General features: G+C 31.9%; 13 protein-coding genes. 5 read left to right on the forward strand and 8 right to left on the reverse strand.

Annotation, left to right across the window (positions count from 1 at the left end; translation table 11 throughout):
- Positions 1–73: 73 nt before the first annotated feature.
- Both ACP7AQ_RS04525 and ACP7AQ_RS04530 read right to left on the reverse strand, forming a co-directional pair.
- A complete protein-coding gene (locus ACP7AQ_RS04525; RefSeq protein WP_426094560.1) occupies positions 74–2,035 on the reverse strand; it encodes a KUP/HAK/KT family potassium transporter in 1,962 nt (653 codons plus the stop codon).
- A gap of 118 nt (positions 2,036–2,153) precedes the next feature.
- Complete coding sequence (locus tag ACP7AQ_RS04530) at positions 2,154–3,728, reverse strand: hypothetical protein (RefSeq protein ID WP_426094561.1); 1,575 nt, start codon at positions 3,726–3,728, stop codon at positions 2,154–2,156.
- A 115-nt stretch (positions 3,729–3,843) separates the two neighbouring features.
- Between ACP7AQ_RS04530 and ACP7AQ_RS04535 the strand changes: the two genes are divergently transcribed.
- Complete coding sequence (locus ACP7AQ_RS04535) at positions 3,844–4,905, forward strand: oxidoreductase (RefSeq protein WP_426094562.1); 1,062 nt, start codon at positions 3,844–3,846, stop codon at positions 4,903–4,905.
- Between the two features lie 71 nt (positions 4,906–4,976).
- Here the strand turns inward: ACP7AQ_RS04535 and ACP7AQ_RS04540 are convergent, their stop codons facing one another.
- The 4 genes from ACP7AQ_RS04540 to ACP7AQ_RS04555 form a co-directional block, all read right to left on the reverse strand.
- Complete coding sequence (locus ACP7AQ_RS04540) at positions 4,977–5,435, reverse strand: sensor of ECF-type sigma factor (RefSeq protein ID WP_426091232.1); 459 nt, start codon at positions 5,433–5,435, stop codon at positions 4,977–4,979.
- A 43-nt stretch (positions 5,436–5,478) separates the two neighbouring features.
- Positions 5,479–5,892 (reverse strand): hypothetical protein, encoded by a 414-nt coding sequence (locus ACP7AQ_RS04545; RefSeq protein ID WP_426094563.1) that lies wholly within the window; start codon positions 5,890–5,892, stop codon positions 5,479–5,481.
- A gap of 31 nt (positions 5,893–5,923) precedes the next feature.
- The gene (locus tag ACP7AQ_RS04550; RefSeq protein WP_426091230.1) at positions 5,924–6,466 is read right to left on the reverse strand and encodes an RNA polymerase sigma factor; all 543 of its coding nucleotides are present in this window, start codon (positions 6,464–6,466) and stop codon (positions 5,924–5,926) included.
- Between the two features lie 61 nt (positions 6,467–6,527).
- Complete coding sequence (locus tag ACP7AQ_RS04555) at positions 6,528–7,649, reverse strand: SRPBCC family protein (protein ID WP_426091229.1); 1,122 nt, start codon at positions 7,647–7,649, stop codon at positions 6,528–6,530.
- Between the two features lie 552 nt (positions 7,650–8,201).
- Between ACP7AQ_RS04555 and ACP7AQ_RS04560 the strand changes: the two genes are divergently transcribed.
- Positions 8,202–8,591, forward strand: coding sequence for a hypothetical protein (locus tag ACP7AQ_RS04560; protein ID WP_426091227.1), 390 nt, complete (start codon positions 8,202–8,204; stop codon positions 8,589–8,591).
- A 98-nt stretch (positions 8,592–8,689) separates the two neighbouring features.
- Here ACP7AQ_RS04560 and ACP7AQ_RS04565 read toward each other — a convergent pair whose 3' ends face one another.
- Positions 8,690–9,757 (reverse strand): branched-chain amino acid aminotransferase, encoded by a 1,068-nt coding sequence (locus tag ACP7AQ_RS04565; RefSeq protein ID WP_426094564.1) that lies wholly within the window; start codon positions 9,755–9,757, stop codon positions 8,690–8,692.
- A 300-nt stretch (positions 9,758–10,057) separates the two neighbouring features.
- On the opposite strand from ACP7AQ_RS04565, the gene mnmD reads away from it, so the two are divergent.
- On the forward strand, positions 10,058–10,729 hold the full coding sequence (gene mnmD / locus ACP7AQ_RS04570; RefSeq protein ID WP_426094565.1) for a tRNA (5-methylaminomethyl-2-thiouridine)(34)-methyltransferase MnmD: 672 nt from the start codon (positions 10,058–10,060) through the stop codon (positions 10,727–10,729).
- Positions 10,730–10,885: 156 nt separating this feature from the next.
- The gene (locus ACP7AQ_RS04575) at positions 10,886–11,083 is read left to right on the forward strand and encodes a hypothetical protein (protein ID WP_113633621.1); all 198 of its coding nucleotides are present in this window, start codon (positions 10,886–10,888) and stop codon (positions 11,081–11,083) included.
- Between the two features lie 32 nt (positions 11,084–11,115).
- Here the strand turns inward: ACP7AQ_RS04575 and ACP7AQ_RS04580 are convergent, their stop codons facing one another.
- The gene (locus ACP7AQ_RS04580) at positions 11,116–12,060 is read right to left on the reverse strand and encodes a LysR substrate-binding domain-containing protein (protein WP_426063769.1); all 945 of its coding nucleotides are present in this window, start codon (positions 12,058–12,060) and stop codon (positions 11,116–11,118) included.
- A 97-nt stretch (positions 12,061–12,157) separates the two neighbouring features.
- Here ACP7AQ_RS04580 and ACP7AQ_RS04585 point away from each other — a divergent pair, with 97 nt between their 5' ends.
- Complete coding sequence (locus tag ACP7AQ_RS04585; RefSeq protein ID WP_426091224.1) at positions 12,158–12,637, forward strand: Dps family protein; 480 nt, start codon at positions 12,158–12,160, stop codon at positions 12,635–12,637.
- Positions 12,638–12,704: the final 67 nt, after the last annotated feature.

A 12,704-nucleotide genomic window follows, 5' to 3' on the forward strand; every position in this document is an offset into this window, starting at 1 on the left:
GATTTTAATTTTTTTGCATAAAAAAACACTGCATTTAAAACAGTGTTTTTCTATATTTTAAAATGAAAAAAGTTTATTTTACCCTTGTTAATGCGATCTTCTCAGGCGCGTGAAGCACCATTGGAAACTTTTCGATTTTAACAGAACTGCTGTCTAAACCAAAGGCTCTTTCTTCGGATAAACTTAATTTTTTAATTAAGAAATAAGAGTTCATAATTATTTTTTCATGCCATCTTAAGTCACTGTCGTTAGAAAGAAACTTTTCAGACAATACAAATTTGAAATCACCAATGATGTTATTTTTGTTTAAAGATTCGTAACGGCTGGTAATATCAACTTCTCCTTTTTGAACCATATCCTTGATAACTTCCTTAAACATCAGGTTGATTTTAGTAGGTTCTCTAAAGCCTAAATTGAAGTCTACACGGTACAAATCATCTTTTACTATTTCAGTTACCTTATATTCTGTTTTGTAAGGTTCTGTTAATATATTAACATGAACAAACCAATAAATATCAGCTCTTTTTGGTCTTTTTTGTAAAATAGAATACATTACTTTTTCTTCTATTTCATCCACTCTTCCGGCATTGGTCATGTAAACTAAATGTGTTGCATATTTCGGTATAGATAAGTCAGTGCTTAATTCACCAAGAACTTTTTTATAATCCTCAATTTTAACAATTTTAGTGTAGCTTTTATTAATTTGCTTCGCTAAATACCAAATGGTCATTATACTAATTAAAGCGATTGCTATTAAAAGCGTTACATAACCACCTTCAGCGAACTTAGTAATATTGGCTACCAAAAAACTAAATTCGATTATTAAATAAATAGTAATTAATGGTACAATAAAATATAATTTTACTCTTTTCAATATCAAATAAAAATTAAGTAAAATAGTGGTCATAATCATACACAAGATAATGGCCAGACCGTAAGCATGTTCCATATTACTGGATTCTTCAAAGTGCAAAACTATTCCAACACAACCGATAAACAATAACCAGTTAATCGATGGAATGTATAGTTGGCCTTTCAATTCGGTAGGATATTTGATTTTTACTTTTGGCCAAAAATTCAATCGCATCGCTTCATTTATCAAAGTAAAAGATCCGCTAATTAATGCTTGCGAAGCAATTACAGCAGCAAGTGTAGCAATGACAATTCCGATAGGTTGAAACCAGTCTGGCATTATTAGGTAAAAAGGATTTCCGTTTTCTCCACCCAAACTTTGTAATGTTTCTCCCTCATGCTGAATTAAATAAGCTGCTTGACCAAAATAATTAAGCACTAAAGCAGTTTTTACAAAAATCCAGCTGATTCTAATGTTTTTTCTGCCGCAATGTCCCATATCCGAATATAATGCTTCAGCTCCCGTTGTACAAAGAAATACAAACCCTAAAACAAAAAAGCCTTCCGGATGAATCGTCAATAAATGATAAGCATAATATGGGTTAATTGCTTTAAAAACCTCAGCATGTTGAGAAATCTGTGTGATTCCCAAAACAGCAAGCATACTAAACCAAATCAGCATCATAGGTGCAAAAAATTTACCGACTAATTTGCTTCCAAATTGCTGAATTGTAAACAACACAAATAAAATACCTATCACAATTGGGATTGTATTTATTTGTGGATAAAATGTTTTTATCCCCTCTATTGCAGACGATACTGAAATCGGGGGTGTTATAATTCCGTCAGCGAGTAAGGCACTTCCACCGATTATTGCGGGGACAATCAGCCATTTTATTTTTGTTTTTTTGACTAAAGCATATAAAGCAAAGATTCCACCCTCGCCATTGTTGTCAGCACTTAAAGTGATGATGACGTACTTTATGGTGGTCTGTAAAGTAAGTGTCCAAAAAACTGCTGAAACGCCTCCTAAAACAATATCTGCATTAATGATATGATCCCCAAGTATAGCTTTCATTACGTATAAAGGCGAAGTTCCGATATCGCCATAAATTATTCCCAATGAAATTAATAAACCTCCTAATGTCAATTTGCTATGCAAGTCCTTGTGCGCTGTGCTCATGTATAATTTTTAAAAAACTGGTTCAAATTTACACTTTTATAATAAATTAGCGCTTTTTATTTCATAAAAAAAACACGGCTAAATGAGCCGTGTTTTTTTACTTTTCTGATACCGTTTTTTAAGATCTTCCGTTGTCATTTCTGGAAGAATTGCCTCTGCTTTGCGATTCTCTTCTTTGTGATTCTCCTCTTTGTGGTTCAGCTTGACTAGAAGGATTGGTTCTGCCTTGTGATTCTCCTCTTTGAGAATTTCCTCTTTCTGGCGATGCCTGACCAGAAGAACTGGTTCTGCTTTGAGAATAATCTCTTTGAGAATTACCTCTTAGTGGTTCAGCTTGACTAGAAGGATTGATTCTGCCTTGTGATTCTCCTCTTTCCGAATTTCCTCTCTCTGGCGATGTCTGACTAGAAGGACTGGTTCTGTTTTGAGAATACCCTCTCTGAGAATTTCCTCTTTGTGGCGTTCCCTGAGTAGAAGAATTATTTCTGTTTTGAGAATACTCTCTTTGAGAATTTCCTCTTTGTGGCGTTCCCTGAGTAGAAGAATTAGTTCTATTTTGAGAATACTCTCTTTGAGAATTTCTTCTTTCTGGCGACGCCTGAGTAGAAGGATTGGTTCTGTTTTGAGAATACTCTCTTTGAGAATTTCCTCTTTCTGGCGATGCCTGAGTAGAAGGATTAGTTCTATTTTGAGAATATTCTCTTTGAGAATTTCCTCTTTCTGGCGATGCCTGAGTAGAAGGATTGGTTCTGTTTTGCGAATACTTTCTTTGAGAATTTCCTCTTTCTGGCGATTCCTGAATAGAAGGATTGGTTCTGTTTTGAGAATAATCCCTGGACGAACCTGACCTTTGTGCTGAAACTCCACCTCTTGTAGTGTTCATTCTGTTTTGCGAATTGTCTCTTTGAGTCTCAGTTCTTCTGTTTGAGTAACCAACTTCGTTTCTAGAAGCTCTTCTCTGATCTAATTCATAACGGTTTGTTACATTAACATTTCTTCTTGAAAACGAATAATTCGGATTTTGTCTTTCGTAACCATTTGAACGTCTTGAATTGTGTAAAAGTACAGCACGATTACTTCTTCTGTTGTTAACATAATTATAATTGTTATTGATGTTCAGACTAATGTTAATATTATTTCTATAACGGAATACAGGAAATGGATTCCATGCATAATAATAGGAAGGATAATATCCCCAATTCCAAGTAGAGTAATAAGGATGATAATTAGGTGACCAGAATGAAGCATATATTAAAGGAGTGGTATAATAGTCGGGCTCATAAATATAATTTTCACCATACATGAAAACATCTCCAACCACTTGAACGTGAATTTTATTGTTTCTGTCTTTTTCAACATCAATTGTAGCAACATCTTGGTAAAAATCATCATCAAGGACAGATTGAATAATGATTAAATGCGTTCTATTTTCGACGGTTTCAATAACCCGTAAATAGTCAACTTGATTGTCGTCGTTTAAATCTAAATTTGATATTTGAAGTTCAGGATCATTTAGGCGTTTTTCAAAATCCTGTAAGTCTCTAGAATCCCCAAAAATAGAAGCAACAGCTCTTAGATCAAGATTATCGCTGATTTCGGCATTCATTGCATTTACTGATGTTCTATCTTGCGCTTGTGTTTGTATTGCGAAAACAGAGGTCAAGAGACTCAATAATAGTAATTTCGTTTTCATAATTAAATGGATTAAGTTTTCCCTTTTTTTCAAGATCCAATTATTATGCCAATTAATTTTAGTCTCTATTTGTGTTCTGATTATTAATTGTAAATTAGCCCGAAAATGTATCAAAATGAAAAATATTGTTTTAATTATATTGGTTGTAATTGTTCTGGTGTCTTGTAAAACAGCTGATTATAAATTGGTGAATTTAAATAGAATTAGTTTTCAATCTGCTATAATTGATACGCTTTTTCAAGATAAAATAAGTATTAGAGCGATTCTAATCGATAAAAATAAAATTTGGTATGCTGCAGATAAAGGAAGATATGGTTTTTACAATTTAAATACCAGTCAAAAATTGGAGAACACCATTATCAAGGATTCTTTAAAACTTGAATTCAGAAGTATTGCCCAAACAGCGCAGCATATATTTATTTTAAATGTTGCAAATCCGGCGTTGTTACACCGAATTTCAAAAGATGGAAAAGAAACAAAAATAGTGTACCAAGAAAATCATGAGAAAGTTTTTTATGACAGTATGCAGTTTTGGGATGATAAAGATGGTATTGCCATGGGAGATCCAATCGCTGATTGTCTTAACATCATTACGACACGCGACGGAGGAAATTCATGGAATAAAATTCCGTGTGATAAATTGCCAAAAGTGATGGATGGCGAAGCCGCTTTTGCCGCAAGTAATACTAATATTGTCATTAGAGAAAATAATACATGGATTGTTTCCGGTGGAAAAAAATCGAGGGTTTTTTATTCTTCCAATAGAGGAAATAACTGGACTGTTTATAATTCTCCTATTGTGCAAGGCAAAACGATGACCGGAATTTTTACGGCTGATTTTTATGATGCAGATAACGGATTTGTAGCCGGAGGTGATTACGAAAACAGAAATCAGAACTTCTCCAATAAAGCCATTACAGCAGATGGTGGAAAAACATGGACGCTTACGGCTGAAAATCAAGGTTTCGGATATGCTTCGTGCGTACAATATGTTCCTAAAAGTAACGGTAAAGGTCTTGTTGCTGTTGGTTTTTCAGGAATTCATTATTCTTCTGACAGCGGCGTTTCATGGAAACAATTGTCAACCGATTCAACTCTGAACACAATTCGTTTTACAGATGAAAAAACCGCTATCGCAGCGGGACAAAATAAAATGATTCGGATTAATTTTAAGTAAAGAAAAACCTAAGTTCCCAAATAACATGGTATTTGCGGTATTTTTTTTAAACTGAGAAAATAAAAAAGCGATTATTTCTTCTGGCCTTTATTGCGGTATTGATGTAATAATTTTCTATTGAAATCTTCCTCTGCTTTTCGGAGTTTAATAATTTTTACTGAAGGCAGTATTTTTCTCAAATTTTGAGTGAATTTTTTTCGAAGTAAAAATAATTCCTCTTCTGTATCTTCCATTTGAACTAAAAAATTATTAGCTTCTTTTTCGGTTATTTTATCTAATGAACCGTCACTCATTCTTTTCATAAAAGCTCTCATTTTTTGATGTCTTAATTCAAATTGTTTATCATCAAAAGTGTTGTAAAGAGGCCAGAATTTCTCTGCTTCATTTGTTGTTAAGTCTAGTTCTGTCGTAAAAAAAGCGACCTTCAACGTTTTTATTTTCTCTTTTTTTTCTTGCATACTTTCACCTTGAGCGTAAAAGCTGACTGAAACAAACAGCAATAATAGGGGTAATAATTTTCTAAAGTTCATTTTATGTTTTTTTTTAAATTTTAGCTTAAAGGATATTTGTTATTTATTCTAAAATTAGATTTTCCAAATTTGAATTGGCTGATAAAACGTCCTCTATAGCTTCATCTTCTAAAACAATACTTGTATTCATGTTATTAATATCCTCGGTTTCCAAAACACGTATCAAGTCATATTGGTTCACGTTCGATTGATAATTAATGTAATTTTCCAGTGCAATTCTATCCAATGCTTGAGAACTGGTGGTTGAATAATTTAAATATGGAATCATCAAGGCAATTACTAAAACTGCTGCAACCATCAGTAATATATTTTTTCTTTTTTGAAAAATGGAAATTACTTTTGGTTCACTCGCAGGTAATTGTTCCATCATTTTGACCGAAAAATTTTCAAAATAATCATCCGGTGTTTTAAATCCGGTTTCAATTTTAGGCTCGTTTTCTAATTTAAATGCTTTCATATTTTTTTAGACATGATTATTGCAAAAAGGTTTAATTGGTCGATACATAAGTTTCTATTTTTTTTACTGCTATGTGATAGGATGCTTTTAATCCTCCCACTGAAGTTCCCAAAATTTCCGAAATTGCTTCGTACTTGAGTTCTTCAAAATATTTCATTTTAAAAATCAGCTGTTGTTTTTCTGGCAACAATGCAATCGCTTTTTGTAATTTTAGTTGAATTTCATTACCATCAAAAAAGACATCGGCTTCCAGATTGTCGAGCGTTTTGTTTTGCAATATTTCAGATGAAATGCTACTTAATTTTGATTTTTGTTTTAGAAAAGTTAAGGCTTCATTGGTCGCAATACGGTACATCCATGAAAAGAGTTTGCTTTCTCCTTTAAAATTTTTCAAATGTTGAAATATTTTAATAAAAGTATTTTGCAGAACATCATCAGTATCGTCGTGGTTCAAAACGATGTTACGAACGTGATTGTAAAGAGGTCTTTGATAATCCGATATCAAACGCTGAAACGCTTGGTTTTGCGTTTTAGGGTTTAACAATCGTTTTATAAATTCCTGTTCTTCTAGCAAAATTTGTATTTTAAGGTTAGAATGGAATTTATTAAAAAGGTTTAATCGTCGTAATACAATTTTAAAATTCGGATTGCTCTTCTTCTTTAATGATGGCCGGTTCCGGTGTTTTTACTGCTTCCACTTTCTTGATGACAGGTGTTACATAAGAATTGACAGGAATTGCTTTTGGTGTAATAGGGTAGTAAATTTCAGTGACCCATTTTGAAGGATTCTTAATTTGGGACCGGCTTTTTGTGAAAATTTCTAAATGTGAAAACACAGGATCTACCGGAATTCTATTAGCGTTTATGTATTCTTTGGTTTTATCCAATGCTTTTCTACTATGGGAATAATCACCTGTCAAAGTTGTTTTGACTGCATCAAAAGGTTCTAACTTATCCGCTAAAATATCACTTCCCGAACTCGTTAATATTTGACTTTTTATTGGTACACAAAAGGATAATTTGGTCAATCCGTTCGCTAAATCATAAGTGTGATAAAGTATAAACGGTTTGCCATTTAATTCAATATTATTTTGTTTGCAGAATGTGATGATTTTATAAAATACGACTCTGGAATTTTTAGTAACACTAGAAATTTTACTGGTAAAGGTTTGTTTTAAGTAAAAAGTACCGGCTTTTTTTACTAATCCATTCACTTTTACAGTGTGTGTATTTAATTCAAAATCAAGAGTTTTGTCAAGACTAGCCAAGCTTTTTTCATATATTTTGCCAATGATATTGTCAATTCCACCATTGAATGCAGTGTAGACTTTCATAGAAAAACTCATTTTTCCTATGGTTTTCCAAGTAACTTTTGTGCCCCCAACCGTATCTTTAAATTTCCAAAAAACCAAAGATTCCGTACCGCCAAAATTCATTTTTTGAGATATACTATCGTTTTCTTTAACAAAAAGAGTTTTTATATTTCCTGTTCCATCTTTTCCCTCCCATGAATACGATGCTCCAGGTCCGATTGTTACAGTAGAGTAATTTATTTTCATTTGCGGATCTTCTGTAATCCAAGAACCAAAATCTTCCCAGTTTCTGAAATCATTAACAAAACTAAACACATTGCATTTTGGAGAATTTATGATTTGACTTCTTTCTACAGTAAAATCTCCTTTTTGAGTGGCCACAAAAATGGATAAAGCCACAAAACTAAGTAGCAGTAAAAGAAATAAATATTTTAAAATCCTCATAATACACAGGTTTATTAATTTTTGTAAAGTTAAAGATTTAATTTACAAGTAGCAGAAAGTGTTAAATAAATATAATGTCATTTTTACATCAAAAATCGTAGTCAAAAAAGTTAATTTTCTAAAATGAATCTTAGTGGTCAAACGAAATGAGTAGAACTAATATTTAAAACTGTAATCTAGCTTTATAAAGCAGAAGTAAGGAATTTGATTTGGAATGATAAAATAGTACGGAAATAAAAAAGTCCACTGAAGAGTGGACATCATTACTTTATTTTAAAAAAATTAACGTTTGAAAAACACTTTTATTAAAAATAAAATTCCAATAAAAATTCCAAATCCTATCAGAATTTTGTAATTTCCTTTATAAAACTCTTGATGTATTTTTATATCTTTCCGGTAAGAATAAATTGCAGCAATAATAAATGCAATAAAAAATAAGCCTGCAAACACTAATTGACCTTGACTAAACATAGTTTAAATTATTTTAGGCAAATTTAGTTAATAGTTTAGAAATAGTTGCTAATTTGCCTTTTCATTTAATAAAATAAAAAGATGCAAAAACAGATAAACTCAGTTAAAGAATTTCACACAGCTTTTAAAATAGGCCACAGTGAAGTTCCCACCGCTAATTTAGGAGAAAGTAAACATGAACTCCGCTATAATTTAATGAAAGAGGAAAACGAAGAGTATCTTGAAGCAGTCAAAAACAATGATTTAATAGAAATTGTGGATGCATTGGGTGACATGATGTACATTCTATGCGGAACTATTATCGAACATGGTTTACAACATAAAATAGAGGCCGTTTTCGACGAAATCCAACGGAGTAATATGAGTAAATTAGATGAAGAAGGAAAGCCTATATATCGGGAAGATGGAAAAGTATTGAAAGGTCCAAATTATTTTAAACCAGATTTTTCTAAAATATTTGAGAATACTTAATTAGCGTCCTGGCAAACTAAATTCAGCCAAAATAATAGAAAACAAAAAAGCGATTTTCAGAGTGAAAATCGCTTTTTTAAAATTATAAAATGTTGAATTTATACTTTAACAGTCCACCCAAAAGTATCTTCTTCCAGTTTATTTTGGATATTAGTCAACTTATCTTTTAATTGTATTGCCACAGTTTTTTCGATTTTTGGCAATTCATAATAAACATCCTGATAAGAGAATCCAGAAATTGGACTAACGACAGCTGCTGTTCCAGCGCCAAAAATCTCTTTTAAAGTTCCGTTTTTTGAAGCTTCAACAAGTTCAGAAACCAATACGGGACGAACCTCTACATCAATACCTTCACTTTTAGCCAAATCGATTAGTGTTTTTCGGGTTACACCATCAAGAATTCTTTCACTGACCGGAGCTGTTAGTAATGTGTCATTTATTCGAAAGAAAACATTCATCGTTCCTGCTTCTTCCAGTTTAGTATGCGTTGCATCATCGGTCCAAATTACTTGTTGGAAACCTTCCTTATTCGCTAACTCGGTAGGGTAGAACTGTGCAGCGTAATTTCCGGCAGCTTTAGCAGCCCCAATTCCTCCATTGGCAGCTCTACTGAAATGTTCAGCTATCAATACTTTTACATCGCCTGAATAATAAGAAGATACAGGAGATAAAATAATCATGAATTTATAAGCATTTGATGGATTTGCAATTACACCAGTTCCAGTTGCAATCATAAACGGTCTGATATACATGGCGTTTCCTTTTCCTTTTTTAATCCAGGCTTTGTCTAATTGTAACAATTGCTTTAGACCATTCATGAAAATTTCCTCTGGAACTTCCGGCATAGCCATTCTCACTGCTGATTTATTAAAACGTTTGTAATTTTCATCAGGTCTAAAAAGCCAAATAGCATCAGTGCTGTCTCTGTAGGCTTTCATCCCTTCAAAAATAGCTTGGCCATAATGAAAAACTCTTGTTGATGGGTCTAACAAAAAAGGGGCATAAGGCTTAATAACTGGCTCTTGCCATTCCCCGTTTTTAAAATCACATTCAAATAAATGATCCGTAAAAACGGAACCAAAGTTTAAGTTGTCAAAATCTACCTCGTTTATTTTTGAAGTAGAAGATTTTATAATTTCAATTTTGTTAGTTTGAGTTGTACTCATAGTAATGTATTGTTTTTTAATTTTTTTAAAATGATGAGTTAAAACTTAAAAGAATCTGGTTTTCACAAATTGGCATTTAATTTTTGCAAAATTAAATAAAAATCAGCAAATTACTTATCAAAACAATATTAATTATAGTCTTTGACTAAGATTTATTTACGTTTTAAAAAATTAGAAATAAATAAGTTTAATTCTCTCGATTACATAATAAATTGTGCTTTTTCAGCAGTAAGCGTAATAGTTTTTATTAATTTTGACAAGTATTAGAATTTTAAATCAATACAAATAAAGCGTATAATTTTGAAAAGAGAAATAATCCAGACACTCGATGGTTCAACAACCATACATATATCAGAATGGGACGAATGTTATCATTCTAAACACGGAGCCATTCAGGAAGCAAGACATGTTTTTATAAAAAATGGTCTTTCCTTATTTCAAAACCAGAAAGTTGCTATTTTGGAAATAGGATTTGGCACTGGTTTAAATGCTTTTATTACACTTTTGGAGGCTAAAAAAATGCAGCAAACTATCGATTATGTTGGAGTAGAAGCCTATCCAATTTCAGCTGATGAAGTTTTGAAGATGAATTATGTGACCGAATTAGAGGCAACTCAGGAAAGTGCGATTTTCGATATGATGCATGAAAGCAATTGGGAAAAAAAAAATGTTTTGAATGATGATTTTACATTGACTAAAAGGAAACAATTCTTTGAAGAAATTAACGATGAAAATAAATTTGATTTGATTTATTTCGATGCTTTTGGATACAGAGTGCAACCTGAACTATGGAGTACGGCAATTTTTGAAAAAATGTTTAAAGCGCTTAAACAAAATGGAGTTCTGGTTACTTACGCTGCCAGAGGTGTTGTTAAAAGGAGCATGATCGAAGTAGGTTTTACTGTCGAGAAGCTTGCAGGGCCACCTGGAAAAAGAGAAATGTTTCGAGCCCTGAAAAACCAACTTAAATAGTTAAAGTGTTTGTTTTCAATTATTTATTTTTCTCTGAATTTTTCTTCATCTAAAATAAAAAACTAAAAACTTCGTTAAATAATAATAGTGTGATTAAAATTACTGTATTTTTACGAAGCTTTATTATAAAAATCTAACTTAAAATCTTCATTTATTATGTCGAAAATCATGTATGATTATACAAAATCTGTCTTAGAAAGAGTAAGTTTTGATCCGTTGCTTTTTTGCAAAGAGTTAGAAAAAGCCATCAAAATGTTGTTGCCTTATGAAATGGAACAACTGCGAGAATGGTTATTGAATTATACCATAGGAAAACCAGAGTTGAAACAATGTTTACTTATAGTAAATTCATAAAGGAAAGGAACCGTAAAAAACGGTTCCTTTTTTTATTTTTTATGTATCGAACTTATAATTTGAACGTTCTGAAAAACAATAGCGCCTTTTATGACGCCGGCAATTGTGCTCCTAAGGGCTTCAATTATCTGGATTTTCAATTCGCTTTTTGGGTATATAAGGCTTACTTCTCTGGCCGGTTTTGGTTCCTTAAAATGTCGTAATTTTAATTTGTCAGTTTCTTTTAAATCCAAGGTGTGTAAATAGGGGAGCAATGTTGTTCCTAAACCCTCGTCGGCTAATTTTATCAGCGTTTCAAAACTGCCACTTTCTATTTGAAAATGACTCGTTTCACTTTTACCAGTGTTGTTTTTACACAAATTCAATATTCCGTCACGAAAACAATGTCCGTCTTGTAACAACAGGATTTCATCTAAGTTTAGATCGGAAACTTCTATTTCCTCCTTTTGAAAATGATGATGACTTTCCGGAATGTAAGCTACAAATGGTTCAAAATATAATACAATTTCTTTGATTTTCTCTTCCAGTAAAGGAGTCGCGGCTATCGCTGCGTCAAGATGACCATTTTTTAGTTTTGTTATTATTTCGTCCGTATTGAGCTCCTCGATGATGAGCTTTACTTTTGGGTATTTTTTTATAAAATTATTCAAAAACATCGGCAAGAGCGTAGGCATAATCGTTGGAATTATTCCCAATCTGAATTCACCCCCAATAAATCCTTTCTGTTGCTCCACTATATCTTGGATACGATCGGCTTCATTGACAATATTTTTGGCTTGATTGACTATTTTTTGACCAATATCAGTTAGTTGAATCGGTTTTTTGGTTCTGTCAAATATTTGAATACTTAATTCCTCTTCAATTTTCTGAATTTGCATGCTTAATGTTGGTTGCGTTACAAAACATTTCTCAGCAGCAAGTGTGAAATTTTTGTGTTCGGCCACAGCCAAAACATATTTTAATTGAGTAATTGTCATCTTTTATAATAATATCTGATGCAAATATAAAAACAATCAATTTGACTTATAGTGTAAAGTTGCTTTTTCTTACCTACGTTTGTATAAAATAAAAATAATGAAAACAAATATTTTAGGATTACCCGTAAAAGAATCAGAATTGATAGTAAATGAATTAAATATTTTGTTGTCAAATTTTCAAGTTTATTATCAAAATTTAAGAGGAATTCATTGGAATATTAGAGGAAAACGTTTTTTTGATTTGCATGTAAAATTCGAAGAATTATACACTGATTCCCAAATTAAGATTGATTTGATTGCCGAAAGGGTTCTTACAGTTGGCGGGACACCGCTTCATACTTTTGAAGATTATATAAATAATAATCAATTAGTTGTAGGTAAAAATATTTCTAACGATGAAAAAGCAGTTCATTTGATTGTTACTTCCTTGTCCCATTTATTAAAAATAGAAAGAGAAATTTTAAAAAAATCCGGTGAGATTAATGATGAAGGAACAAATTCGATGATGAGTGATTTTATTTCTGAACAAGAAAAAACAATTTGGATGATGCAGGCGTGGCTAGAAGAAAGTTTGTAAGAAATTGAAAACCAGATGAAATCAATTGATTTTTTACTGGTTTTTTTTTAATGTTAATTTTTTTAAA

Origin of the sequence: Flavobacterium sp. DSR2-3-3 (assembly GCF_049896585.1) — a bacterium.
In the GTDB taxonomy this organism is placed as follows: domain Bacteria; phylum Bacteroidota; class Bacteroidia; order Flavobacteriales; family Flavobacteriaceae; genus Flavobacterium.